At 64.4% G+C, this 26,159-nt stretch carries 22 protein-coding genes; 10 read left to right on the forward strand and 12 right to left on the reverse strand.

From position 1 onward, the window contains the following. The first annotated feature begins 9 nt into the window (after positions 1–9). From TQ38_RS01060 to rpsI, 3 genes are all read left to right on the forward strand, one after another. Positions 10–1,080 carry a COX15/CtaA family protein gene (locus tag TQ38_RS01060; RefSeq protein WP_113941869.1) on the forward strand — a complete coding sequence of 357 codons (1,071 nt, stop codon included), beginning with the start codon at positions 10–12 and terminating at the stop codon, positions 1,078–1,080. 160 nt (positions 1,081–1,240) lie between these two features. Then, positions 1,241–1,720 carry a 50S ribosomal protein L13 gene (gene rplM, locus TQ38_RS01065; RefSeq protein ID WP_043974066.1) on the forward strand — a complete coding sequence of 160 codons (480 nt, stop codon included), beginning with the start codon at positions 1,241–1,243 and terminating at the stop codon, positions 1,718–1,720. Further along, positions 1,720–2,235 carry a 30S ribosomal protein S9 gene (gene rpsI, locus TQ38_RS01070; protein ID WP_043974064.1) on the forward strand — a complete coding sequence of 172 codons (516 nt, stop codon included), beginning with the start codon at positions 1,720–1,722 and terminating at the stop codon, positions 2,233–2,235. Before rplM ends, rpsI begins: the two co-directional genes overlap by 1 nt. Before the next feature lie 88 nt (positions 2,236–2,323). Here the strand turns inward: rpsI and TQ38_RS01075 are convergent, their stop codons facing one another. After that, entirely contained in the window at positions 2,324–2,803 is a 480-nt protein-coding gene (locus TQ38_RS01075) for an Lrp/AsnC family transcriptional regulator (protein ID WP_082057635.1), read from the reverse strand. A gap of 89 nt (positions 2,804–2,892) precedes the next feature. Between TQ38_RS01075 and TQ38_RS01080 the strand changes: the two genes are divergently transcribed. Next, positions 2,893–3,807 carry a DMT family transporter gene (locus TQ38_RS01080; protein WP_043974060.1) on the forward strand — a complete coding sequence of 305 codons (915 nt, stop codon included), beginning with the start codon at positions 2,893–2,895 and terminating at the stop codon, positions 3,805–3,807. A gap of 182 nt (positions 3,808–3,989) precedes the next feature. Here the strand turns inward: TQ38_RS01080 and phbB are convergent, their stop codons facing one another. Both phbB and TQ38_RS01090 read right to left on the reverse strand, forming a co-directional pair. Then, positions 3,990–4,712: an acetoacetyl-CoA reductase gene (gene phbB, locus TQ38_RS01085; protein WP_043974058.1), complete on the reverse strand. Its 723-nt coding sequence runs from the start codon at positions 4,710–4,712 to the stop codon at positions 3,990–3,992. A 140-nt stretch (positions 4,713–4,852) separates the two neighbouring features. After that, positions 4,853–5,572, reverse strand: coding sequence for a hypothetical protein (locus TQ38_RS01090; RefSeq protein WP_205316056.1), 720 nt, complete (start codon positions 5,570–5,572; stop codon positions 4,853–4,855). Between the two features lie 352 nt (positions 5,573–5,924). On the opposite strand from TQ38_RS01090, the gene TQ38_RS01095 reads away from it, so the two are divergent. The 5 genes from TQ38_RS01095 to TQ38_RS01115 all read left to right on the forward strand — a co-directional run bounded on the left by TQ38_RS01095 (position 5,925) and on the right by TQ38_RS01115 (position 12,096). Continuing rightward, positions 5,925–6,392, forward strand: a complete 468-nt coding sequence (locus TQ38_RS01095) for a DUF3576 domain-containing protein (protein WP_043974052.1) — start codon at positions 5,925–5,927, stop codon at positions 6,390–6,392. A 75-nt stretch (positions 6,393–6,467) separates the two neighbouring features. Beyond that, complete coding sequence (leuS, locus tag TQ38_RS01100; protein WP_043974049.1) at positions 6,468–8,987, forward strand: leucine--tRNA ligase; 2,520 nt, start codon at positions 6,468–6,470, stop codon at positions 8,985–8,987. Between the two features lie 68 nt (positions 8,988–9,055). Next, positions 9,056–9,490: an LPS assembly lipoprotein LptE gene (gene lptE / locus TQ38_RS01105; RefSeq protein WP_205316086.1), complete on the forward strand. Its 435-nt coding sequence runs from the start codon at positions 9,056–9,058 to the stop codon at positions 9,488–9,490. Positions 9,491–9,496: 6 nt separating this feature from the next. Continuing rightward, positions 9,497–10,552: a DNA polymerase III subunit delta gene (holA, locus tag TQ38_RS01110; RefSeq protein ID WP_043974046.1), complete on the forward strand. Its 1,056-nt coding sequence runs from the start codon at positions 9,497–9,499 to the stop codon at positions 10,550–10,552. Between the two features lie 143 nt (positions 10,553–10,695). Then, on the forward strand, positions 10,696–12,096 hold the full coding sequence (locus TQ38_RS01115; protein ID WP_043974044.1) for a sugar transferase: 1,401 nt from the start codon (positions 10,696–10,698) through the stop codon (positions 12,094–12,096). 43 nt (positions 12,097–12,139) lie between these two features. Here TQ38_RS01115 and TQ38_RS01120 read toward each other — a convergent pair whose 3' ends face one another. The 5 genes from TQ38_RS01120 to TQ38_RS01140 all read right to left on the reverse strand — a co-directional run bounded on the left by TQ38_RS01120 (position 12,140) and on the right by TQ38_RS01140 (position 16,309). Continuing rightward, positions 12,140–13,897: a hypothetical protein gene (locus tag TQ38_RS01120; RefSeq protein WP_162792178.1), complete on the reverse strand. Its 1,758-nt coding sequence runs from the start codon at positions 13,895–13,897 to the stop codon at positions 12,140–12,142. A gap of 56 nt (positions 13,898–13,953) precedes the next feature. Continuing rightward, the gene (locus TQ38_RS01125) at positions 13,954–14,385 is read right to left on the reverse strand and encodes a hypothetical protein (RefSeq protein ID WP_043974039.1); all 432 of its coding nucleotides are present in this window, start codon (positions 14,383–14,385) and stop codon (positions 13,954–13,956) included. 100 nt (positions 14,386–14,485) lie between these two features. Continuing rightward, a complete protein-coding gene (locus TQ38_RS01130; protein ID WP_043974035.1) occupies positions 14,486–15,013 on the reverse strand; it encodes an LptA/OstA family protein in 528 nt (175 codons plus the stop codon). After that, the gene (gene lptC, locus TQ38_RS01135; protein ID WP_043974034.1) at positions 15,010–15,657 is read right to left on the reverse strand and encodes an LPS export ABC transporter periplasmic protein LptC; all 648 of its coding nucleotides are present in this window, start codon (positions 15,655–15,657) and stop codon (positions 15,010–15,012) included. The genes TQ38_RS01130 and lptC overlap by 4 nt, the downstream gene beginning before the upstream one ends. A gap of 28 nt (positions 15,658–15,685) precedes the next feature. Further along, positions 15,686–16,309 carry a ribonuclease D gene (locus TQ38_RS01140; protein ID WP_043974032.1) on the reverse strand — a complete coding sequence of 208 codons (624 nt, stop codon included), beginning with the start codon at positions 16,307–16,309 and terminating at the stop codon, positions 15,686–15,688. 96 nt (positions 16,310–16,405) lie between these two features. Between TQ38_RS01140 and TQ38_RS01145 the strand changes: the two genes are divergently transcribed. Beyond that, on the forward strand, positions 16,406–17,092 hold the full coding sequence (locus TQ38_RS01145; RefSeq protein ID WP_043974555.1) for a uracil-DNA glycosylase: 687 nt from the start codon (positions 16,406–16,408) through the stop codon (positions 17,090–17,092). Between the two features lie 3 nt (positions 17,093–17,095). Here TQ38_RS01145 and TQ38_RS01150 read toward each other — a convergent pair whose 3' ends face one another. The 4 genes from TQ38_RS01150 to TQ38_RS01165 form a co-directional block, all read right to left on the reverse strand. Further along, on the reverse strand, positions 17,096–17,404 hold the full coding sequence (locus TQ38_RS01150; protein ID WP_043974030.1) for a putative quinol monooxygenase: 309 nt from the start codon (positions 17,402–17,404) through the stop codon (positions 17,096–17,098). 151 nt (positions 17,405–17,555) lie between these two features. Then, a complete protein-coding gene (locus TQ38_RS01155) occupies positions 17,556–18,989 on the reverse strand; it encodes a glutamate synthase subunit beta (protein WP_043974027.1) in 1,434 nt (477 codons plus the stop codon). A gap of 16 nt (positions 18,990–19,005) precedes the next feature. After that, a complete protein-coding gene (gene gltB, locus TQ38_RS01160; protein WP_043974024.1) occupies positions 19,006–23,643 on the reverse strand; it encodes a glutamate synthase large subunit in 4,638 nt (1,545 codons plus the stop codon). A 310-nt stretch (positions 23,644–23,953) separates the two neighbouring features. Beyond that, complete coding sequence (locus TQ38_RS01165; RefSeq protein ID WP_043974022.1) at positions 23,954–26,104, reverse strand: hypothetical protein; 2,151 nt, start codon at positions 26,102–26,104, stop codon at positions 23,954–23,956. Between the last annotated feature and the right edge of the window lie 55 nt (positions 26,105–26,159).

The raw sequence follows: 26,159 nt of genomic DNA on the forward strand, positions 1-26,159 counted from the left end.
AGATCACGGATGAGAGTGAACGACGGCCGCCCGATCATCGGGACCATGGACGACATCGCGCCGATGGTGCGCTGGCTACTGACCGTCGCGGTACTGGTGGTGCTGATCGTCGCCGTGGGCGGGATTACCCGCCTGACCGAATCGGGCCTGTCGATCACCCAGTGGAAGCCGCTGACCGGCGCCATTCCCCCGATCACCGACGCACAGTGGCAGGCCGAGTTCGCCGGCTACAAGCGCATCCCGCAATACCTGGACGTCAACGGCCCGGCCGGGATGACGCTGGCGCAGTACAAGTTCATCTACTTCTGGGAATGGCTGCACCGCCTGCTTGGCCGCGTGATCGGCCTGGCCTTCGCGGTGCCGCTGGCGTGGTTCTGGTACAAGCGGACGATCCCCGGCGGCTACAAGCCTCGCCTGCTGGCACTGCTGGCGCTGGGCGCGCTGCAGGGCGTCGTCGGCTGGTGGATGGTGTCCTCGGGCCTCAGCGCCGAGGCGCTGGACCGGGTGAGCCATTTCCGCCTCGCCGCGCACCTGCTGGTCGCGTTGTTCACTCTAGGCGGCCTTGTGTGGACCGCGCTGGACCTCAAGGCGATGGAGCGCGGCGAACCGCGCGCGCGGCTGACCCGGGTCGGCTTGATCGCGCTGGGCATGCTGGCGATCCAGCTGTTCATGGGCGCGATGGTGGCGGGCCTGCGCGCCGGGGTGGTGGCGGGCGGCGGCTGGTTTAGCTGGGACGCCTGGCCGCTGATGCAGGGCACGTTCTTTCCCGAAGGCGTTGAATGGGCCAAGGGCGCGCTCCATGCACTGGTGAACGACCCTTACCTCACCCATTTCGTCCATCGCTGGTGGGCATGGGCCGTGGTGGCGGTGCTGATCGTGATGGGCCGCAAGCTGAAGGCCCGGCACGAACGGCTCGTCTCTGTTGCCGTGCACGCGGCCTTCGGCACGCAGGTGCTGCTGGGCATCTTCACCGTATGGTCCGGCGTAACGCTATGGCTGGCGGTGGCGCATCAGCTGTGCGGCGCGCTGCTCGTCGCTGCGACGGTGTGGGGCGCACATGCTCTGGGGCGTCGCATCTGATGCGAACAAGCTAGAGGTATTATTTTACCTCTCTGGAATCCCGCACTCTGCTTGACTTACGGGCCGGTTTCGACGAATTGCCCGCCTTCTCGTGCATCCGGGGATTCGCAAGGGCGACCATCCGGCACGGCACGAACGAACACATAGGGATAGACCAGCCATGAAGGCTCTCACGAAGGTCACCCGGTCGATCAAGCCGGCCGAGGTGGAAAAGAAGTGGCATCTTATCGATGCTGACGGTCTGGTGGCTGGGCGTCTCGCCGTCATCATCGCCGACCTGCTGCGCGGCAAGCACAAGCCGAGCTACACCCCCCACGTTGATTGCGGCGACCATGTCGTTGTCATCAACGCCGAGAAGGTGCGCTTCACCGGCAACAAGCTGAAGCAGAAGACCTACTACAAGCACACCGGTTACGCCGGCGGCATCAAGGAAGTCACCGCTGACAAGGTCCTCGCGGGCCGCTTCCCCGAGCGCGTGCTCGAGAAGGCTGTTGAGCGCATGGTTCCCCGTGGTCCGCTTGGCCGCGACCAGATGCGCGCCCTGCACCTCTATGCAGGTACCGAGCATCCGCACGGTGGCACTCAGCCCGAAGCGCTCGACGTCGCTTCCATGAACCGCAAGAACAAGGTGGGCGCATAATGTCCGAGACCGAAACCGTTCAGAGCCTGTCCGACCTCAAGGACATCACGGGCGAAGTCACCGCTGACGACAACTTCGTTGCGGCTCCCGTTTCGAACGCTCCGCTGCGCGAGCAGCAGATCGACGCCCAGGGCCGCGCTTACGCGACCGGTCGCCGTAAGGACGCGGTTGCCCGCGTCTGGGTCAAGCCCGGTTCGGGCAAGATCATCGTCAACGGCCGTGACCAGGAAGTGTACTTCGCACGTCCTACCCTGCGTCTGGTCATCAACCAGACCTTCCAGGTCGCTGGCCGCGAAGGCCAGTACGACGTGATCGCCACCGTCAAGGGCGGCGGTCTCTCGGGCCAGGCCGGCGCTGTGAAGCACGGTATCGCCCAGGCACTGTCGAAGTACGAGCCTGCGCTGCGCGCAGCCGTCAAGGCAGCCGGCTTCCTCACCCGCGACAGCCGCGTGGTCGAGCGTAAGAAGTACGGCCGTGCCAAGGCACGTCGTAGCTTCCAGTTCTCGAAGCGCTAATCGCGTCCAGAGCTTCGGCTTACAAAAAGGGGTCGCGGGAAACCGCGGCCCTTTTTTTGATTCCGGCACTTCAGGAACGCGGCCGCCTTCAGGCCCTGAGCGGACGGCGCGAGATCATGGTGTCCACCACCGGGCGTATCGAAATCAATGTCTTGAAGTCGCGCACGTGCGACTGCTCGCTCAGTTCCTCGCGCGTGAAGGCGTCATAGGCCTCCATCGAGGGGACCTGCACGATAAGCACGAAATCGTCGTCCCCGGCCACGTTCCACGCCGCGACCACTTCCTCGCGCCGGGCCATGTTGCGGGCGAAGGCATCGGTGCGGATGTGGCCGTCGTTATAGAGCTGCACCAGCACATGCATCGTGATCGCCCCACCGGTCAGGGCAGGATCGATCAGCGCGATGTCGCCGATGATTATCCCTTCCGCACGCATCCGGCGCAGGCGCCGCAGGACGGACGATTCGGACAATCCCACCTTTTCGGCCAGACTGCGTGCCGGCTCGAGGTTGTTACGCCGCACGCATTCGAGCAGCTTGCGATCGAAAGAATCGAGGGTGGCGGATTTCATCGTTCGAAGCACCATTATGACGGATTTCGTCACTCCGATGCCTAATTTCGGCGGCACCCGCAATCGCCTTTGGACTATCTCTTCGCGCCATGCAGACCCCGACTCCTCTTTCCGCTCCCCGCAGCGAACTTTCCGCCCTGCTGCCTTACGCAGCGCTGCTTGCGGCCATGGTGGCTTTCGCGACTGGGAGTTCGGCGGCGAAACAGCTTTTCCCGATGGTCGGCGCGGCAGGAACGACCCTGTACCGCGTGGGCTTTGCGGCCATCCTGCTCATGGCGATGTGGCGTCCTTGGCGGCGGCACTGGACGCGCGGAGAACTGCTGTTGCTGGTCCGGTACGGGATCGTGCTGGGCATGATGAATCTGAGCTTCTACCTGGCGCTGCGGACGATCCCGCTGGGACTGGCGATCGCCATCGAACTGCTCGGCCCGTTAAGCGTGGCGCTGTTCAATTCGCGGCGGCTGCTCCACTTCGTCTGGATCGCCCTGGCGCTGGGCGGGCTTGCGCTGCTGCTGCCCGGCGGCGATGTGACGGGCGGCCTTGATCCGGTCGGCATCGGATTCGCGCTCTGTGCGGCGGTTTGCTGGGGGCTTTATATCGTCTGCGGCAAGAAAGTGGCGCACCTCCATCCCGGACAGACCGTGGCGATGGGTATGGTGTTCGCCACCCTGGCCGTCGCGCCTTTCGGCATCGCCGCGATGGGGGCGGGCCTGCTCAACATCCATGCCGCCGTGCTTGGCCTGATCGTTGCGGTGCTATCTAGCGCCATCCCCTATTCGCTGGAGATGATCTCGCTCAGGCACATTCCGGAGCGTACCTACGGCGTCGTGCTCAGCATCGATCCGGCGATCGGCGCGCTGGCGGGCTATGTGCTGCTGGGCGAAGTGCTGACCGGGCGTCAGCTGGCCGCGCTGTCATGCGTGATCTTCGCGGCCGTTGGCGCCGTGCTGACGCGCGGGGCGGAAACTGCGCCTTCCACTGTCGAGGCGCTTGTCGCGCCTTGAGCGGCGGCGGATTCTTGCGGTTGGGTTCGCGGAGGTGAAAGACGGCGGCAAAGCCGCCGCCATGACATCGACCGGGTTCGGCGGACCGAGGTCCGCCGGCCGTGTCGGTGGCTGCCGCCTGCGGCGGCATCGGCGCCTAGCTTGCCATTCTTTCGAACGGCTTCGCTAAGCGCCTGCCATCGTCAGTACATATGCTGCCCGCCGTTGATGCTCAGCGTCGACCCGGTAACGAATGCGGCATTCTCCGAGCACAGGAACGCACAGCCACGCGCGATCTCGTAGGCGCTGCCGAGGCGGCCGACGGGGATCTTGGCGACGATCTTTTCCAGCACCGGCGCAGGCACGGCCGCGACCATGTCGGTGTCGATGTAGCCCGGCGCGATGGCGTTGACGGTGACGCCGTACTTGGCGCCTTCCTGGGCCAGCGCCTTGGTGAAGCCGTGGATGCCGGACTTGGCGGCCGCGTAGTTCACCTGACCGTACTGGCCGGCCTGGCCGTTGATCGAACCGATGTTGACGATACGGCCCCAGCCGCGCTCACGCATGCCGCCGAAAGTGGCCTTGGCGGTGTTGAAACAGCCACCGAGGTTGATGCGCATGACGTCGTTCCAGTCGTCGAAGCTCATCCGCTGCAGCACGCCGTCACGGGTGATGCCTGCGTTGTTGATGACGATATCGATCGGGCCGATTTCCGCCGCGATCCGCGCGCAGCTTTCCTGCGTCGCTTCGTGGTCGCCCACGTCCCACCGGTAGGCGGAAATGCCGGTCTCTGCGGTGAAGGCGAGGGCCTTCTCCTCATTGCCCGCGTAATTTGCAAGTACGGTATGACCGCGCTCTTTGAGCGCCAGCGATACTGCCTTGCCGATTCCGCGGGTTCCGCCGGTAACAATTGCTACTCGCGCCATATCAAGCCTTTCCCATTTCAGTACATCCACCGCCAACAGTGCTATGAAATGAATATGACGGCCGCAAGGCCGTCTATTGACTTAAACGCGCATGTAATCGAACATCTTGAGTGCAGAAATTGCAACTGCGGTTGCCCGTTTCAGAACTTGAACTGTGTTCCGACGTAAACCGCCTGCCCGTCGAGCTTGCCGTCGGTGAGGGGAACCAGTCGCTCCCGATCCTGCGAATAACGCACGCCGGCAGTGACATCGAGGTTCTCGGTCACGCGGTAGGCACCGCCCAGTTCCACCTCTCCAGCCTCGCCCGAGAACGTGCGCGGTGCGCGTCCGGGCGTGCGCTTCTCGTCGATAGATATGCGCGGCGAAAAGCGTGAGGGGTCCTTCGCCGTCGTGCCGGGCGTCAGGCTGAACTTCTTGAGGTCGGGCAGTTCCGCGATCGGCCGCGCCGGAGCCTGCGGTACGAGGTTCTGCGCGAAATTCTGATACCCGCGCGATACGCCCAGGTTGAATGCGGTGGAGGCGATCCGCAGCGGCGCGGTATCCTGGGCCGCCTGCGCCATCGGCGAGCGCCCGTGAACGATGATCGCCTGCGCCGCCTCGGGATCTACGCGCACGGCGACTGTCACAGCGCGGTCCTGCCGGTTGGGCGTACCTGCGGGCGTGAACGGAAACTGCTGGTCCTTGCCGAGCGAGCGCAGGGCAATCGCGCGCGAGAGGTTTTCAGGGCTTGTCTCGGGATCGAGCGAATCGATCTGACCCGGGGCGCCGGAATGCGACTTGAAATTGGTGGAGAAGGCCAGGACCGCGCTTGGCAGGGCAAGCAGACCAACGCAGCCAGCCAACAGCAGGTTGCTCGTCATGCCGCCCCTTGATGCGGAAACCTGCTCGGTAACCATTGTAACGCCTTGTTGCCTCTCGCAAATCTTCTGGAAAATCGGTCCTGCTCGCATTGGCGGCAGCACAGTTCCACTTAATACGCGGCGAGATTAACACGTCCTGAGCGGCATAGGGAAGGGCTTCGCTGCGCCGCGCCACCGTTCAGCAAGCGCTCAGCGTCGTTTCGCTTAGGAACAACCACGGCCGGCGCAAAGGCTTCGGGCGCACTTGCCGCCCGCACTGCGGCGGTTATAGAGGCTTTTGAAGATGGGTCCGCCCGCGCGTCCATTTTTTTGGGACCGCGCCGACGAATCTGGCACGAAACTGGGAATTACAATGACAGGCAGCACCGATACCGGCCTTCTTACCCTGCGTAATCTCGCAACCGCTGGTTTCTGCGCCGTGGCGGCGCTTGCGCTGGCCGGTTGCGGCGGCGGACGCGAAAAGGCGAAGACCACGCTTGCGCCTTCGCAGGTGACCACGATCGGCGTGAACAGCTACCTATGGCGCGCCAGCCTCGATTCGGTGTCGTTCATGCCGCTGCTCCAGTCGGACAGCGCTGGCGGCGTCATCATCACCGATTGGTACGTGAACCCCAAGACCCCGACCGAGCGGGTCAAGGTCTCGATCATGATTCTCGACCAGAACCTGCGCGCTGACGCGCTCAAGGTCACGGCCGTGCGTGAAGTGTCGCAGGGCGGCGGCTGGACGCCGGCCCCGGTCCAGGCGGCCACCGTGCAGAAGCTGGAAGACATCATCCTCACCCGCGCCCGCGACCTTCGTCGCGATTCGATCGGCGGGTAAGCAGTTTTATCGGGCGGCTGAAACGCCGCCCGTTTTCCTTTTGGCGGGCCTGATCCCGCAGGAGTTTCGACAAAGATGACCGAGCGGTTCGATCCGGCTCAGGCCGACACGCGCTGGCAGGCTGCGTGGGACGAAGCGCAGAGCTTCCGTGCCGACGATACGTCCTCCAAGCCCCGCAGCTATGTCCTTGAGATGTTCCCCTATCCATCGGGGCGCATCCACATCGGCCACGTGCGCAATTACACGATGGGCGACGTGCTGGCCCGCTACAAGCGGATGAAGGGCTTTGAAGTTCTCCACCCGATGGGCTGGGACGCCTTCGGCATGCCGGCAGAAAACGCCGCAATGGAAAAGGGCGTGCACCCCGGCGGCTGGACGCGCGAGAACATCGCGAACATGAAGGCGCAGCTAAAGCGCCTCGGCTTCGCGCTCGACTGGAGCCGCGAACTGGCAACCTGCGAGCCGAAATACTACGGCCACGAACAGGCGCTGTTCCTCGATCTTTACGCTCATGATCTGGTCTACCGCAAGGAATCGGCGGTCAACTGGGATCCGGTCGACCACACCGTGCTTGCCAACGAACAGGTGATCGACGGACGCGGATGGCGCTCGGGCGCACTGGTCGAGAAGCGCAAGCTCTCTCAGTGGTTCCTCAAAATCACGGATTTTGCCGACGAACTGCTCGAAGGCCTCTCCAGCCTCGACAAGTGGCCTGAAAAGGTCCGCACGATGCAGGAGAACTGGATCGGCAAGTCGCAGGGCTTGCAGTTTAAGTTCGACCTTTCGACAGGCGGCAGCGTCGAAGTCTACTCGACACGCCCCGACACGATCTTCGGTGCCAGCTTTGTAGCCGTCGCCGCCGACCATCCGATCGCGCAGGCCGCCGCCGTGGGCCGCCCCGAGGTCGATGAATTCATCGCGCTGTGCAAGCAGGGCGGCACCACCGCGGCGGAACTTGAAACCGCGGAGAAGCTGGGCTTCGACACCGGGATCACCGCGAAGCACCCGTTCACGGGCGCCGAGCTGCCGGTGTTCATCGCCAACTTCGTGCTGATGGATTACGGCACCGGCGCGGTCATGGCCGTTCCCGGCCACGACCAGCGCGACTTCGAATTCGCCACCAAGTACGCCCTGCCGATCCTGCGCGTGGTCGCCGCGAGCGCCGCCGACGCCGACAAACCTTTCGACGGCGAGTCGGAAGCCGGTGACGGCATTCTGGTGAACTCGGGCTTCCTGGACGGCATGAGCGTGGCCGATGCCAAGGCCGCCGTAATCGGCCGCGCCGAAGCCGAAGGCTGGGGCGAGGGCAAGACCGTGTGGCGCCTGCGCGACTGGGGCGTTTCGCGCCAGCGCTACTGGGGCACGCCGATCCCCTTCATCCACTGCGAGGTCTGCGGCGTGGTGCCGGTGCCCAAGAAGCACTTGCCCGTCACCCTGCCCGACGACGTCGATTTCCAGACGCCGGGCAACCCGCTGGTGCGTCACCCGACTTGGAAGCACGTCGACTGCCCGCAGTGCGGCGCACCCGCGCGGCGCGAAACCGACACGCTCGACACCTTCGTCGACAGTTCGTGGTACTTCCTGCGCTTCGCCAGCCAGCCTGGCGACCGTCCGTTCGACCCGGTTAAGATCGCCGAGTGGCTGCCAGTGGAACAGTATATCGGCGGCATCGAGCATGCGATCCTGCACTTGCTCTACGCCCGCTTCTGGACCCGCGCGCTTGCCCGTATCGGCAAGATCGAGGTGAAGGAGCCGTTCGGCAGCCTGTTCACGCAAGGCATGGTCACGCACGAGACCTACTTCCGCATCAACGACGCCAACGGCCAGCCGGTGTACTTCACGCCCGGCGAGGTCGAGCGCAGGTCTGACGGCGCGACGCTCAAGGCGGACGGCGCTCCGATCGAAGTCGGCCGCGTCATCAAAATGTCGAAGTCGAAAAAGAACGTGGTCGATCCCGACGAGATCGTCGCCACTTACGGTGCCGACGCGATCCGCTGGTTCATGCTGTCCGACAGCCCGCCCGAGCGCGACCTGCCCTGGTCCGAAGCCGGCATCGAGGGCTGCGGCCGCTTCGTGCAGCGCCTGTGGCGTCTGTTCGGCCAGTACGAAGCCGGTGCGACCGGCGAAGACAAGGCGCTTGACCGCAAAGCCCACCAAACCGTCGATGCCGCCGCGCGCGACATCGAATCGCTGGGCTTCAACAAGACCGTGGCCCGCATTTACGAGCTGACCGGCGCGATCGAAAAGGCGGCGCCTTCGGCAAGCCGTTCGACCGCGATCCGCACGCTGTTGCTGCTGGTTTCCCCAATGATGCCGCACCTCGCCGAAGAGGCCTGGGCGAGCATCGGTGAAGGCCTGATCGCCGACGCCGCCTGGCCGCCGGTCGACCCGGCCCTGCTGGTCGACGACGAAGTGACCGTCGCGATCCAGGTGAAGGGCAAGCTGCGCGATACCGTGACCGTTCCCAAGGGCATGCCCAAGGAAGAACTGGAGGCGCTTGCCCTTGCCAGCGAGAAGGTGCAGCGTGCTCTTGATGGAGCTGAAGTGCGCAAGGTAATCGTCGTGCCCGACCGCCTGGTCAATATCGTCGCGTGAGGGTTCTTGCAGGCCCCCTCGCCGCATTTGCCGCAGCGCTTCTGCTCGCCGGCTGCGGCTTGCAGCCGATGTATGCCGGCGGCGGCAATGCCGCTGTCGCGCGGGGGCTTGCCGGTGTGCAGGTCTCGGCGATCGAGGGGCGGGCCGGCTGGCTGGTGCGCAATGCCCTGGTCGACGAACTGGGCATGGCCGGTAAGGCTGTGCCCAAGTACCGTCTGGACATCCGCCTCGACGACAAGCTGGAAAGCTTCGCGCTGCTCTCGGACGATACCGTCGGCCGTGAACGCCGGACCTTGCGCGCCCGTTACCAGCTGGTCGATGTGGGCAGCGGCGAAATCGTGCTGGATGCCACCGCCGGTTCGGATGCGGGCATCGACGTGGTCTCGTCCGACTATGCGACGATCGCGGCCGAACAGACCGCGCTGGAAAACATGGCCAAGGACGTTGCGAACCGCATCGTCACCAATGTCGCGCTGCGTCTGCGCGGCGATACGGATCAGTAAGGACCCGTGAAGGCCAGCCAGAAGGAGTTCGCAGGGCTGGCTGCCCGAGCTGCCCGTGAGGCGCGCGTGTTCTTCTTCTGCGGCCCGGACGAATCCAGCGCTTTCGACGCCGCCACCCGCATCTTCTCGCTGCTGGACGATCCTGGTGAGCGGATCGAACTGTCCGGTGCCGATCTGCGCCGCGATCCCGTCCGCCTCGGCGACGAAGCCCGTTCCAACTCACTGTTCGGCGGCCCGCGCCACATCTGGGTCCGCGCAGCCGGCGATGAAGCGCACGACGCTGTCCAGACCCTGCTCGAAAACGATGTGGAGGGCTGCCCGGTTCTGATTGTCGCGACGGGCGCCACCGACAAGTCGCGGACCGCCAAGCTGCTTGCGACCCGCCCGGACGCCCTTGTCGCGATGTTCTACCCGCCCGATCTCGGCTCGGTTACCGCGTCGGTGCGCACCATGGCCAATGCCGCCGGCCTCAAGCTGGGCAGCGAGATCGCCGAGCGGATCGCGCGCGGGGCAGGGCTCGATACCCGCATTGCCCGCTCGGAAGTGACCAAGCTGGCGCTCTATCTCGACGCCTCACCGGAAACGCCGCGTCCTGTTGCGATGGCCGATCTTGATGCGATCGGCGCTTCGACCGAGGATGATGGCTTCGCCACGCTTGTCGACGCTGTCCTGGGCGGCCGCCGCGATGCGGTCGGGCCCGAACTGCGGCGCATGCGCGAGCAGGAAATGAACCCGGTCGGCCTGCTGCTGGCGTTCGAGCGCCGCGCCGCGCAGTTGGCCGGCCTCAACGCGCGGCTGGGCGATGGGCGGGACGTTGCCGGGTTCCTGAAGGTCGAAGCCGGCGCACGGCGCGTCTTCTGGAAAGACCAGCCGGCATTGACTGTGCAATTGCAACTCTGGCGCGGTCAAAGGCTTGAACGGCTCGTTGCTCGCCTCATTGCATTGCACCAGTCATTGCTCAGCAATAGTCAAGATGCAGAAATTCTGTTGGCTGACGGTTTACTGACAATTGCGCGTTCCGCCCGTCCCAATACCAGACAACGGACAATTACAACGGCCTGACGGATTTCTCTTTTCCAGTTGCCTGTAATGTTCATAGGGGCGTATACGTATTGCGCCGCAGCATGGCTCCATGTCGCGAGTGCCGATGACGTTTGCGTGAGGGAATCAATCGGCGTGAGTTCGCGAGCAGGAGGGCTGGGCCAATGAATGTGCCATTTGCCGCAGAACCGATCCTCAAGGAACAATCGGACTTCGACGATTTACTGGTTGCCCCCTCTCGTGAGCGGCGCCGGCTACAGTGTTATCTTGCCCTCGTAGTTGCCGATGTCTGCGCGATCTTCGTTGGCTTTGCTGCGACCGGCTATCTCCTTGCTGGCGGATTCGGGCTGGGCGAAGGACTTGTCCATGCGCAGTTGATCCTGCCGATCTATCTTACTCTCGCGCTTTACAACGGCTCTTATTCCACGACCACTTTGCAGGAAGGCTGGACCGGGATTTTCCGGGCCATGGTGGCGATCATGATCGCTGTGGTGGTGGTTGTCTTCGTCCAGTTCCTGATCCGGCCGGACTCAGACGTTTCGCGCATGGGCTTCAACGGCGGCGCGATCTGCGCGATGCTGGTGATTTCCTGGGGGCGCCTGCAACTGCGCAGTTTTGTGCGCTGGCGCTGCGGCGAAAGCGTGCTGAACGAGTTGATCATCGACGATGGCGGCCCGCAGGTGAATCTGCGCGGCGCGATTCGCATATCGGCCGCTGCAATGGGCCTGCGTCCCAACCTTAACGATCCCCACGCACTGGACAGGATCGGCCTTATCCTGCGCAACATCGACCGTGTCGTTGTTAGCTGCCCCTCGGGCCGCCGTGTCGAATGGGCGATGATGCTCAAGGGTGCCAACGTCGACGGGGAAGTGCTCGACGACGAAGTTGCCCGCCTTGGTGCACAAGGCGCCCGCGTGGTGGGCAAGCACGGCCTGCTGCTGGTCTCGGCCGGCCCGCTTGGCCTGCGCGACCGCGCGATCAAACGCATGTTCGACGTCGCCTTCGCGGGCGGCGCAGTACTGGCGCTGTCGCCGCTGCTGATCGCGGTGGCTCTGGCGGTGAAGGTGCAGGACGGCGGCCCGGTGTTCTTTACCCAGCGCCGGATGGGCCGCGGCAATCGCTTCTTCAACATGTACAAGTTCCGGTCGATGACCCAGTCCCTGGGCGATGCGACCGGCAGCGTATCGGCCTCGAAGGACGACAAGCGCATCACCCGCGTTGGCCGCTTCATCCGCAAGACCAGTATCGACGAGCTGCCGCAGTTGTTCAACGTGCTGCTCGGCGACATGAGCCTGGTCGGCCCCCGCCCGCACGCGACGGGTTCGCTGGCGGGCGACAAGCTGTTCTGGGAAGTCGACCTGCGCTACTGGCAGCGACACTCGCTCAAACCGGGCCTTTCCGGCTTGGCGCAAGTACGTGGTTTCCGCGGTGCGACCGACCACGAATCGGACCTCGTCAACCGCCTCCAGGCCGATCTCGAGTATCTGGAAGGCTGGACGATCATGCGCGACATCCAGATCATCCTGCTGACCATGCGCGTGCTGGTCCACGACCGGGCGTTCTAGGCGATTTCACGCTCCGGTAGTGGCACGAGTTTTCACAGGGCCGTCAATCGTCAGTTACCCCCCAGGTGTTGTTGGCTCGCTTGATGATTCCGGCGCCAGCGCTAATGGCATTGCTTCCCGAAATCTGATTACCATTCGCCCTTATGGTTGCATTAGGCGATAGGATGTTCAGGGCCGGCTGCGCACCGACAGATCCGATATTACCAGTCACGGAAACGCTAGCACTGCCGGTGACGGTGGATGGGATATAGACAAGTGGGCCGAGGCCAGAGACCTGACACCCGGTCATGGCAAAAGCCCCCCCTGCCACGTTGTCGATGACGCAGGCTGCGTTTATGCTGCCACCGAGGTTGATGCGGATCGTCACTGAAGAAACGAGGCCGCAATTGACGAAGCCGCGAATGCTGGCTTCGTATCGACCTCCTTCGATATGCTGGCAGTTCAAAGCTGCGGAAGTGAGCGAACCGCGGGTACTGCAGCCCTTCAGCGATTGCCAGCCACTGAAGCCGCCGGTGATGGTCCCTCCACTGCGAACGATCACTTCGTCACCTTGGGACACGTTGCCGGACAGAGTACCGGAATAGGCGACCCCGGCCGTACCTTCGATGCATCGGATCGCGATATTTGCACTAGCCGGACTTGCTCCGGCTGCTCCGCCAGCGGTCCATACAGCCATCGCTCCGAAATTTGCATCGGTTGCGAAGAAGAAGTCGATCTTGTTGCGGCGGGTTGCGTTGTTTTCGTTGCGTTGCGCTGCGTCGGCAGTGTTGCCGATGCGGATGACGTTGTAGAGCGTTGATCGATCTGAAATCTGGTTATCAGCGAATTCGTTACCGACGACGGCGGCGGTCGCACCTAGCGTTGGCCCAGAACCATCGTTGAGAGGGAAGATCGACAAAAGCGTCGGGCGGTAGATGCTTTCCGACAGCGGGAGGCCGAGATCGGCCGCTTCAAGGCCGAAGATGCGATTGCCGAGAACCTTGCAGTTACGTGTCGTTCCTCGCACGCCGAAAATCGCGATGCATTCGTCGGTTGTGTAATGGTGGAATTCGCAGTCTTCGATAATCACCTGTTCGGTTACATTGTCAGGGAGAGTGCCGTTGCCGGAAAAGTTCCTGATCCATATGCAACCGCCACCTCCTGCAGAAACTCGGTTCGCGCCGTAGGCCCCGGTGCGTTGGTGGAAGTGTGAGCGGCGAACGTAACCGCCATGGACCGATGCGTAGAAGTCTAACAGGGCATCCACAGCGTAGGGCCTGCCGTTGCCGTCGAGGTTCCGACTTGCCCTGAACGTCACCTGGTCAACATCGACGAAGCTCACGTTCGCAAGGCCGATCAACGACTGGCGTTTATTGGGCAGCGTCAGAATTTCGAAGCCGATGTAAGAGCAGCGGTCTGCCGTGTTACGATTGTACGTCGTGATCCAATGCTCATTGACGATGCAGAACTGTGACAGAGGGTAGATACCCATCGTCGTTCCCGATACGTCGATCTTGCTAAAGCCTGGAATACCACGCAGCCGGTTAACCCGAACGGGACGCGATAGCGTGACCGTGTAGGGGGGAAGAAGAACGTCGACGCCGAACAGCCGGGCGCGGGCATGAGCGGCTTCGATAGCGTCGGCGGCGTCCTCGCCAGGCCCTACTCCACTGATGGAAACGCCGAGACTGTGATCCAGCACGGTTTGCATGGCGAGACCCGAAGCCGTGCCGACGAGAGCGGCGCCTTTACCGGCAGCGGTGGATGCGAGTGAGCGAACTTGTCTCGCGGCAAGCCCGCGCGCGAGGAGATCTACGGGCATGAAGGCATCCTCATGAGTGACATGGCGGTGGCGGATGGAGTTGGTGCGCGCAGCTGCTACTGCGACAGCCGGTAGGTCAGGGAACCGCTGGTCAGGTGCGCTTCAAGGTACAGCGCGGCACTGCTTTCGAATTCCTCCCAGACGACCTCGCAGGCGTTGTTTTGAAAAACGCCCCAAGGCTCGCCTGCGATCGTCAGGGCATGTTTCGTCACGCCCCCATCGACGGACCGCTGGACGTTGACTGTGCCCTGCCATGTACCGCTCAGGCTGATGACGACGGGCCGTGCGGTGGTTGGTTTAAAAGGGCCAAAGATGCCGCCTGCGACGGTCGTCCCTGTCAGCGGCGCAGCAGGATTGGCTGTGATGGTTACCACGGGAAGGGGGCGGGTGCTTTCGACGATGGACAAGTCGCCGCTTGCCGGATCGGCAAAGCCGATGGCAAAAGCTGTGGCATAGCCGGATGGCATATGAATGGGGTTGGTCGGCATCGGGGCTCCTCATTGGGGGAAACCCGAATCCAGATACGCACGTCGATGCGTGTAGGAAAATGCCTTTTAGTTAACTTGCTTTAATCCGGAAAGCCTGGCGTCAGTTGCCGTTCTGCTTGGGCACGCTGAAGGTGCCCGAAACCCGTCCGCCCTGGCCGCCAGACGCCGAGGATACGCCGCTCTTGAGGTCGACTACCAGGCGGCCGCCGCGCAGGGTGTCGCCGTTGCCGCGCTTGATCGTGGCGTTGCCGGTCATTGTGATGATCTTCTGGTTGAAGTCGTAGATGCCCACGTCGCCCGTCGCCACTTCGTCGGAGCGGGTGACGACGACGCCGCCCGATGCGGTGATGCGCTGGATCTGCATCGAGCCGGCATTGGTGAAGTTCACCACCGTGCGCGCAGCGCGCAGGCGCAGTTCGGCCTGCTTCACGTCGACGTTGCCGGTCAGGACCACGCGGTTTTGCTTGTCCTGAAGCTCGATGCGGTCGGCCGCATAGTCCACCGGAGCGTCGGAGTTATGGCCCGAAAGGACCTGCGCGTCGATCTGGGGGGATGCGCCAAGGGCGGCCAGCCCCAGCACCGGCACGGTCAGCGCTACGCGGAAGAGCTTCTTGCGGGCGGGGGTCATTGGGGTATCCTCAGCTTGCCGGGCGTCATGCGCAGCCGGGCATTGCCTTCAAGGGTCACGGTACGGCTTTCAAGGTCCGCCCTCATCGAATCGGAGCGGAACGTGCCGGTAGGCACCGTTCCGTCTACTCCGCCCGAGCCGACGGCGACTTTGCTCTTCACGTCGATGTCGACCCGGCTGGTGGTCATCTTGTAGCCATCGGGGGCGGCGAAGTTCACTGGGCCAGCTACCGCGATCTTGTCGGTGTCGTAGTTGTAAGCGCCTTTCGGCGCGACGATTTCAGCCGGGCCGTCGTTAAGGCTGAGCAGAGCCCTGAGCTTCTGCATCTGGACGACCGGAATCGCAGCGGCGCGCTGCACGGCAGTGCCGGCAGTCACCACGAAGCCGCGATTGCTGTCGTCCTTGCCGCGATAGGCAGCGTCGTTCACCACGAGGCGCTCGTTGGTGATGGCCACCTTGTTACGGTCCAGCAGGAAGCTGATCTCGCCGCGCGGCGATAGCGGCACCAGGATCATCACCGCCGCCACGACGCCGATCGCCGCAGGGAGCGCCTTGGCCAGGAAGCCTACGAGTCGATCATGCGAGCCACCGGGCGCGGCGAAGTGCCGGCGGCGGTTGCGGATCTCTACGGCTTCTACGGACATGTCTGGTTACGCAACTCTCTTGGAGCGATCAGGCTGCTTCGTGGCTGAAGATGTCATGGTCGGGCCAGCCTGCCAGGTCGAGCCGGGCGCGGGCGGGCAGGAAATCGAAACAGGCCTGGGCGATCTCGGTGCGGTTTTCACGGGCAAGGCGCGTTACCAGGATGGTGTGCATTGCGTGCAGGTAACGCACGTCCGATGCGGCGTAGTCCTTTTGCGCTTCGGTCAGTTCCGGGGCGCCCCAGTCGCTCGACTGCTGCTGCTTGGACACTTCCTTGCCGAGCAATTCGCGCACGAGGTCCTTGAGGCCGTGGCGATCCGTGTAGGTACGCACCAGTTTGCTGGCGATCTTGGTGCAGAACACCGGCGCCGCAGTGACGCCCATATAATGTTCCACCGCAGCCAGATCGAAGCGCGCGAAGTGGTACAGCTTGAGGCGCGCCGGATCGGCCAGCACGGCCTTCAGGTTGGGCGCGTCGTAAGCGCTGCCGGGAGCGAAGCGGACGAGATGCTCGTCCCCCTTCCCATCCGAGATCTGCACGAGGCAGAGCCGGTCGCGAGGGGTGATGAGACCCATCGTTTCGGTGTCGACAGCGACGGGCCCCGGCGCAAGCACGCCTTCGGGGAGATCTTCTTCGTGGAGATAGACAGCCATATGCCGGAAATGCTTAGGGACTGGGCCGGTGTTTCGCAATGGCCGCAAGCCCTGCCATGCGCCGGTGCGCAGGTTTTTCGGGAGGGTGAGGGCATCATGGCAACACAGCAGTCCCAGAGTGTACCGGCAAGTTGGGCTCCGGCGCTCGATCCAGTCCTTGCTACGGCCGAGGCGCGCAAGCTTGGCGGCTGGCTCAAGGAGGAGGAAGCCGCGGGCAAGCACATCTTTCCGCCGCGCGGCAGCCGGCTGCGCGCTTTCGAGCTGACGCCGCTGGACGAAGTACGCGTGGTGATCTTGGGGCAGGACCCCTACCACGGCGCCGGGCAGGCGCATGGACTGTCGTTTTCGGTGCCCGAGGGGGTTCGGGTGCCGCCCTCGCTGGTGAACATCTACAAGGAACTGGCCAGCGACTGCGGCGTGACCGCGCCGGGGCATGGCAACCTCGAACATTGGGCGCGGCAGGGCGTGCTGCTGCTCAACAACGCCCTCACCGTCGAGGAGGGGCAGGCCGGGTCGCACCAGAACCGGGGCTGGGAGGCGATCACCGACGCGGCTGTTGCTGCCGTGGCGGCCAAGGCGCAGCCTTGCGTCTTCATGTTATGGGGCAATCACGCGAAGAAGAAGGCCATGCGCGTGGCGGGGTTGGCAAAAAGCCACCACCTCGTGCTGACGGCCCCGCATCCCAGCCCGCTTTCGGCTCATGCGGGCTTCTTCGGTTGCCGGCATTTCAGCCGCGCGAACGAATTCCTCCGCGAGAATGGGCGCGGGACGATCGCCTGGTGACGATCAGGCCGCAGGGCCGGTGAGGGCTGCGTCCATCCGGTAGTGGCTCATCGCGCCGCTGATGGACATGTCGCCGAAGCAGGCGCGGAACTTGCCGAAATCTTCGAGCGACCGGGCGGCCTCATGGGCTTCGATCGACGTCCAGACGACGTTGAAGGTGAATTTCGAGGGGTTTTCCACTCCGCGCCCGAAGCTGGCCGTGACCACGCCCTCGCAGGCGGCAAGGTGGGCGACGCCGGTTTCACGCATGGCGGCCGCGAACTGATCTTCCGCGCCCGGGCGTACTTCGATTTCGGCGATTTCCAGCAGCATTTCCTATCTCCCTCTCGCAGCCAGTGAACCGGCGGGCAGGGGGATGGTCAAGCTGCGCGGCCAAGTGATCGCCTCGGCGGGCGGCATCGATGACCCCACGAAAAGGGCACACCTCGCGGCGCGCCCTTTCCCTGTTCGGTATGGCTGAATATCAGCGCGGCAGCAGGCTGGCGCCCATCAGCACTTCGTCGACCGAGCGGGCGCACTGGCGGCCCTCGCGGATCGCCCAGACGACCAGCGACTGGCCGCGGCGCATGTCGCCGCAGGCGAAGATCTGCTCGTCGCTGGTCTGGTACTTGAGCATGTTGGCCTTGACGTTGCCGCGCGGGTCCAGCTCGACGCCGGACTGGTCGATCATGCCGGTCTTGCGCGGGCCGGTGAAGCCCATGGCGAGGAAGATCAGGTCCGCCTGCAGCGTGAACTCGCTGCCGGGCACTTCCGTCATCTTGCCGCCCGCCCACTCGACGCGGACGCATTCCAGGCCGGTGACGTCGTTGCTGCCGACGACGCGCTTGGTCAGGATCGACCAGTCGCGGTCCGCGCCTTCTTCGTGGCTGGAGGACGTGCGCAGCTTGAGCGGCCAGAACGGCCACGACATTGCCTTGTCTTCCATCACCGGCGGCTTGGGCATGATTTCCAGCTGGGTGACCGAAGCCGCGCCCTGGCGGTTGGAGGTGCCAACGCAGTCCGACCCGGTATCACCGCCGCCGATGACGATGATGTGCTTGCCGGTTGCGGAGATCGTGCCGCGCGGAGCGGCGCGCAGTTCGTCGTCGCCGGCGTTGCGCTTGTTCTGCTGGGTCAGGAATTCCATCGCCGGACGCACACCCGGCAGTTCCGCGCCGGGGATGTCCAGACGGCGGGCTTCCTCGGCGCCGCCGGCGAAGACCACGGCGTCGAAGTTCTCCTTCAGCGAAGCGACCGAGACGGTCACGCCCACTTCGGTGGAAGTCTTGAACACCACGCCTTCGGCTTCCATCTGCGCCGCGCGGCGATTGATGAGGTGCTTCTCCATCTTGAAGTCGGGGATGCCGTAGCGCATCAGCCCGCCGACCCGGTCGTTCTTCTCGAACACCGTGACGGAGTGGCCGGCGCGTGCCAGCTGCTGGGCGCAGGCGAGGCCCGCCGGGCCAGAACCCACCACCGCGACCGACTTGCCGGTGCGCTTTGCAGGCGCCTGCGGAGTGATCCAGCCTTCGGTCCATCCCTTGTCGACGATCGCGCATTCGATCGACTTGATGGTCACCGGCTCGTCGATGATGTTGAGCGTGCAGGCTGCCTCGCACGGGGCGGGGCAGATGCGGCCGGTGAATTCCGGGAAGTTGTTGGTCGAGTGGAGGACCTCCAGCGCGTTGCGGAAGTCGTCCTCGTAGACCAGGTGGTTCCAGTCCGGGATGATGTTGTTGACCGGGCAGCCGGTATGGCAGTGCGGCACGCCGCAATTCATGCAGCGCGATGCCTGGTCCTTGAGCGCCTGGGGTGCGAGCGGGATGACGAACTCGTTGTAGTTCTTCAGCCGCGCGTCGACCGGACCGTACTTGCGGTCGTGGCGGTCAAGCTCGAGAAAGCCGGTTTCCTTACCCATCGTATGCGTATCCCAATTATTCTGCTGCGACCGAGGCGGCTTCGAGGCGTTCAGCCTCAAGCAGCCTGAGTGCCTTCGCGTAGTCGCGCGGCATCACCTTGACGAACTTGCCCAGTGCGTTGCTCCAATCGTCGAGCAATGCGCGGGCCTGTTTCGAGCCGGTGTGCAGGTGGTGGCGTTCGAGCAGGATGCGCAGGCGCTCCGCATCGTGGCGCAGCGGGTCGCCCATGCCCAGGTCGTTGACCCCGACAGTGCGCTGCTGCGGACGGCCGGTGCCCTCGTCCTCGTCCGCTTCGGGCGAGATCGGCAGCAGGTCCACCATCGAGCCGTTGACCAGCTTTTCGAACTGGCCGTCCTCATCGTAGACGTAGGCGATGCCGCCGGACATGCCCGCTGCGAAGTTGCGGCCGGTCTTGCCCAGAACGGTGACGACGCCGCCGGTCATATACTCGCAGCCATGATCGCCGCAGCCTTCGACCACGGTGATCGCGCCCGAGTTGCGGACAGCGAAACGCTCACCGCCGACGCCGTTGAAGAACGCCTCGCCGGAAACCGCGCCGTAAAGCACGGTGTTGCCGACGATGATGTTCTTGAGCGGATCACGGTCGACGTGGCCGGGCTGGCGCACGATCACGCGGCCACCCGACAGGCCCTTGCCGACATAGTCGTTGGCATCGCCGGTCAGGTCGAGCGTGACGCCGTGGGCAAGCCAGGCGGCGAAGCTCTGGCCGGCGACGCCGGTGAGCTTCACGTTGATCGTGTTGTCGGGCAGGCCGGCATGGCCGTAGCGCTTGGCGACTTCGCCCGAGAGCATCGCGCCGACCGTGCGGTTGACGTTGATGATGGACTTTTCGATGCGCACGGCTGCGCGGTTTTCCAGAGCATCGGTGGCCGCTTCGATCAGCTGGTTGTCGAGCGCGTGCTCAAGCCCGTGATCCTGCGTCTGCGACCAGTTGAGCGAGGGACCGTCACCCAGCGGCGCCTGGTAGAGCAGCTTCGACAGGTCGACGCCCTTGGCCTTCCAGTGCGTGACCGCCTTCTTCATGTCGAGCATGTCGACGCGGCCGACCATCTCGGGGATGGTGCGGAAGCCCAGCTCGGCCATGATCGCGCGCAGTTCTTCGGCGACGAAGAAGAAGTAGTTGATCACATGCTCGGGCTGGCCGGTGAAGCGGCCGCGCAGGATCGGGTCCTGCGTCGCCACGCCCACCGGGCAGGTGTTGAGGTGGCACTTGCGCATCATGATGCAGCCCGCCGCGATCAGCGGCGCGGTGGCGAAGCCGAACTCGTCCGCGCCCAGAAGCGCGGCAACGGCAACGTCGCGGCCCGTGCGCAAGCCGCCGTCGGCCTGCACCACCACGCGGCTGCGCAGGTTGTTGAGCAGCAGCGTCTGCTGGGTTTCGGCCAGGCCGATTTCCCAGGGGCTGCCCGCATGGGTCAGCGACGTCAGCGGCGAAGCGCCGGTGCCGCCTTCATAACCCGAGATCGTGATGTGATCGGCGCGGGCCTTGGAAACACCAGCGGCGACCGTACCGACGCCCACTTCGGACACCAGCTTGACCGAGACGCGCGAAGTTGGGTTCACGTTCTTGAGATCGTGAATGAGCTGCGCGATGTCTTCGATCGAGTAGATGTCGTGGTGCGGCGGCGGCGAGATCAGGCCGACGCCCGGCGTCGAGTGGCGGGTCGCACCGATGGTCTTGTTGACCTTGTCACCGGGCAACTGGCCGCCTTCGCCGGGCTTGGCGCCCTGTGCCATCTTGATCTGGATGTCGTCGGCGTTGACCAGATACTCGGTTGTGACGCCGAAGCGGCCCGACGCGACCTGCTTGATCGACGAGCGCATGGTGTCGCCGTTGGCCATCGGCTTGAAGCGGCTGGGATCCTCGCCGCCTTCGCCGGTGTTCGACTTGCCGCCGATGCGGTTCATCGCCACGGCCAGCGTGGTGTGCGCTTCCCAGCTGATGGAGCCGTAGCTCATCGCGCCAGTGGCGAAGCGCTTGACGATCTCGGCGGCCGGTTCGACCTCGTCGATGTCGATCGCCTCAGCGGCCTTGAATTCCAGCAGGCCCCGGATCGTGAGCATGCGCTCCGACTGGTCGTTGATGGTCTGCGCGAACTGGCGGTACTTTTCAGGCACGTTGCCGCGCACCGCGTGCTGGAGCAGGCCGATGTTCTCGCTCGTCCAGGCGTGTTCCTCGCCGCGCACGCGCGCGCCGTAGATGCCGCCCACGTCGAGCATCGACTTGTAGATCGGATCGTCGCCGTAGGCTGCCGAATGGCGGCGCACGGTTTCTTCTGCGATCTCTGCCAGGCCGGCACCTTCGATGGTGGTGGCGGTGCCGTTGAAGTACTTGTCGACGAAAGCGGTGGACAGGCCGACCGCGTCGAAGATCTGCGCGCCGCAGTACGATTGGTAGGTCGAGATGCCCATCTTGGACATGACCTTGCGGATGCCCTTGCCCACGGCATAGACGTAGTTCTTCGCCGCCTGCTCCGCCGTTACCGGCAGGTTCTTGCGCACGCGAATCGACTCGATCGTCTCAAGCGCGAGGTAGGGGTTGATCGCTTCGGCGCCGTAACCGGCCAGGGCGCAGAAGTGGTGCACTTCGCGCGCTTCGCCGGTTTCCACGACGAGGCCGGTCTGCATGCGCAGGCCCTGGCGCACGAGGTGGTGATGCACCGCCGCCGTCGCCAGCAGCGCCGGCATCGGCACGCGGTCCGGGCCCTGCGCACGGTCGGACAGGACAAGGATGTTCTTGTCCGCCAGCACGGCTTCGGTCGCGGCCCAGCACATTTCCTTGATCGACTGCTCAAGGCCGGCGGCCCCGCTTGCAGCGTCCCAGGTCATGTCGATGGTGCCGGTGCGGAAAGCGCCGTCAAGCGCGGCTTCCACTGAGCGGATCTTGGCAAGGCCAAGGTCGGTCAGGATCGGCTGGCTGGCTTCCAGGCGCTTGTGCGTGCCGGCATCGTGACCCAGCAGGTTCGGGCGCGGGCCGATCATGGTGACCAGGCTCATAACCAGTTCCTCGCGGATCGGGTCGATCGGCGGGTTGGTGACCTGAGCGAAGTTCTGCTTGAAGTAGTCGTACAGCAGGCGCGACTTCGACGACAGCACCGGGATCGGCGTGTCGGTGCCCATCGAGCCAAGCGGATCGTCGGCGTTGACGGCCATCGGTTCGAGGAAGCGGGTGACGTCTTCCTGCGTGTAGCCGAAGGCCTGCTGGCGATCGAGAAGCGTGCCGGTGGCCTTGGGCAGTTCGGCCAGTTCCGGCTCGATCACGTCGAGGTCGGCCAGCTTGTACTGCGCCTGGGTCAGCCACTTTTCGTAAGGCTCGGCCTCGGCCAGCTTGGTCTTGATTTCCTCGTCTTCGATGATCCGGCCTTCTTCGAAGTCGATCAGCAGCATGCGGCCGGGCTGGAGACGCCACTTGCGCACGATGTTGTCTTCCTTGATCGGAAGGACGCCGCTCTCGGAGGCCATGACGCAGATATCATCGTCGGTGACGAGGAAGCGCGCGGGGCGCAGGCCGTTGCGGTCCAGCGTGGCGCCGATCTGGCGGCCATCGGTGAAGGCGACGGCGGCGGGGCCGTCCCACGGCTCCATCAGGGCAGCGTGGTATTCGTAGAACGCGCGCCGTTCCGCGGTCATCAGCGGGTTGCCCGACCATGCCTCGGGGATGAGGATCATCATCGCATGGGCAAGGCTGTATCCGCCCGCGAGCAGCAGCTCGAAAGCGTTGTCGAGGCAGGCGGTGTCCGACTGGCCGTGCGGGATCAGCGGCCACATCTTGTCGAGATCGGCGCCGAGCAGCTCGGATTCCATGGTGCGGCGGCGTGCGTTCATCCAGTTCACGTTGCCGCGAACCGTGTTGATCTCGCCGTTGTGCGCCATGAAGCGGAACGGGTGCGCCAGCTTCCAGCTCGGGAAGGTGTTGGTCGAGAAGCGCTGGTGCACGAGGCCCAGTGCCGAGACGAACTCGGGGTTGCGCAGGTCGTCGTAGAACGAGCCGACCTGAGTCGCCAGCAGCAGGCCCTTGTAGACGATCGTACGGCTGGAGAAGCTGGGCATGTACAGCTCGGTCAGGCCGGGCATGTCATGCTTGACGGCCAGCGCCTTGAGCGGGTTCTGCGTCTGCTTGCGGATCGCCAGGATCTTGCGCTCGAAAGCGTCCTGGTCGGCGCAGCTTTCACCGCGTCCGACGAAGCACTGGCGGATCACCGGCATCGATTCGAGCACGGTCTTGCCCAGGCCGTCCAGCGTCACCGGCACGTCGCGCCAGCCAATCAGGTGCTGGCCTTCCTTCTTGATGAATTTCTCGAAGATCGCGACGATCATCTCACGCGAAGCATCGTCCTGCGGCAGGAAGCACATGGCTACGCCGTAGTCGCCCGCCTGCGGCAGTTCGAGGCCTTCGCCGGCCGCCCAGGTGCGGAAAAGCTGGTCGGGAAGCTGAGTCAGAATGCCTGCACCGTCGCCCAGCAAAGGGTCGGCGCCCACCGCACCGCGGTGGTCGATGTTTTTCAGAATTTCCAGTGCCTGGGTAATGATCGCGTGGTTTTTCTGGCCTTTGATATGGGCGACGAAGCCCACACCGCATGCATCGTGTTCGTTACGCGCGTCATAGAGGCCCTGGGGCTTAGGAAATCCCATCGATATAAACCCATCCTGTCACATTTTTTCAAATGGGGTCCACCGCGCTTGCCCGCAGTCGCGCACGAATCGTGCGACGACCTCACGTAGTCTCACGCGGCACATGACCCCACGGTCCCCATGACGATTGAAGGACGGTTTTGCAACTGCGAACGCAGCCTTCGCGCAGGATTGAGTGCTTGATCGGCAGAATCTACGGCATTTTATTATATACAAACCCTGCCCGGGCCCTGTCTGAAAGGGGCTTGGGCGGGGCTTGCCGCATTTTCGGTGGCTGGAATCGACCCGATGGAACGGGTCTCCGGCCGGATCAGGCCGCGCCGCTCATGCGCTGTAGTGTGGCGAGGGCATCGCGCAGGGCCTTTTCCGTGGCTTCCTGTTCGGGACGCGCTTCGGGGCTGTCGAACAGACGTTCCGAAGCGGCGGTGTCGGTGATCGGGGAAGGGGCCAGCGTCGGGCGTGAGAAGGGAACGGCTTCGCGCGCTTCCTGGCCAAGCAGATCGTGGACGGTACCGCGCTCGTCGGTTTCGTCCTCGAAGCCCTCGACCTCGGCGAACCGGCGCTGCGGGGCGGCGGCGTGGCGCGACAGGTTGAGGAGCGAGGAATAGCCCTGCTGCAGCACGACTTCCTCGTCGCTCTCGCCTTCCTCTTCCGCCGTGAACGGGCTGGCCGGGAAGGATGCAGGAGCAAACGAAGCCTCCACATCATGCTCGCCGCGCTGTTCGAACGGCGTATCGATCGAGGTCAGGCCGATATGACGCGGGGGAATGTAGCCGGGCAAGGCCTCGTCGCTGCCATAATCCTCGGCGTAGTCCTCGAAGGTGACGGGGCGCAGGGCAGCGGGAATCGACTGGTGCGGATCGAACCCGGCGCCGAAATCTTCTGCGGCAGGGGCATCCTGCACGGGCGCGAACGGGGCATCGATGGTTTCCCCGAATACCGCGTCGCTTTCGATCGCCGGCGGGGCGAACGAGGCGACATTGCCGAACGGTTCGGGGGCGAGGCGCTCGAACGCAGGCGGCGGGAATTCGGCCGAAGCGGTGTCCGCCTGCGGCACTTCGCGCAAGGGGGTGAATTCCACCGCGATGGGGAAAGCGGCCACCTCGGCAGCGCGTCGGGCCTGCTCGCGGCGCCCGGCCATGGCCAGGGCGAGCCGCTCAAGCAGTTCGACGTGCGACAGATCGTCGAGGTCGGCCTCGGCGATTCGGCTGGATGCCTGCTGCTCGGACGAGACGGGGGCTTCCTGCGCGGGGATGGCGTCTTCGGACGTCTTGCCGGGCTGGAAAGCGTCTTCGGCGAAAGGCTGCGGCGCGGCGATATCGTCCTCGGCAGCGGCGGGCGCGTCCTCGATGTCGGACACGATCGTCGGCGCATCGAAGGCGTTTTCCGCCCAGGTGCCGATTTTGGTCACGTTTTCGGGCTCGTCGGTTTCGATGTCATCCGCTTCGATCTGGGCGGTGAAGGAAACTGCCTGCGGAGCCTCTTCCTTGCTCCAGGCGCCCGAATGCAGGCGCGGCAGCAACTTGAAACCGGGTTCGGCGAAGGCGGGCTCTGCAGGGACGCTCGAAACCTCGCGTGAGTAGGCTTCGAACAGGCGGTTTGTGACAGGTGCGAAGGGATGGTCGCTGGGCAGTTCGACGTCGGTGGTCTTTACGGCACCTTCGATGTCATCGGCCTCGCGGTTGAGCTGGGCCTGGAACACTTGCTGGAAAACCTGCGCGTCCGCCGGGATGGAGGGCGCGAAGTTCACGCGGTTGTCCTGCTCGGGCTCGTGCCATGCCGCTTCGGCGTCCAGCCAGGCCGGCAGGTCGGCGCCGTCGTCGACGGCTTCGAGGCTCGGCGCGCGCGGGGTGGGCCGGAAAGCGGGGTCGCCTGACGCGGAGTGATCGAAACCGTCGATGTCGAATTCGGCGACGTTCAGGATCTGGGCGTCGAGAATGGGGGTGTCACGGCCGGGGATCGGTGCGCGGTCCTCATACGTGCTGACATCATCCTCGGTGTTGAGCGCCAGCGCGCGGCGGCGGCCGGGGATACGGCCCGCGCGGACGACTTCTGCCGGCTGTGCTTCGACCGGAGCGGTTTCGGCCGTCTCGGCGGCGTCTTCAAGCGGGGTTTCGGCGGTTTCGGAATCGTCGGAAGTCAGCTGCTGCGCCGGGCGGCTGCGTTCATGCGCAATCGCGGGACGGGCGATCCGGCGAGCGATGACAGCGCCGATCGCTGCGCCAAGGCCGGTCATCGCCAGAGCCAGCAGGATGCGCGTGGTGGTGCCGAGCGGCGGCGCGGCCATCGGGATCACCTTGTGGATGCCGGTGGCCAGGACCAGACCTTCGATCGCCTGCGGGCTGACCATGATGCTGCCAAGCCCGAACAAGGCCCCGCACCAGAGTGCCACGATCGCCGGGAACAGCGGGTGACGGCTGATCGGCTCTGCGCCTGCGTTCCTGCGTTTTTGCTCGGCCACTGATCTTACCTCGTGATGTCTTTTTTCGTTGGACCCGCTTGCTTGTGCCATCACT

It is taken from the genome of Novosphingobium sp. P6W (genome assembly GCF_000876675.2).
Lineage (GTDB): Bacteria > Pseudomonadota > Alphaproteobacteria > Sphingomonadales > Sphingomonadaceae > Novosphingobium.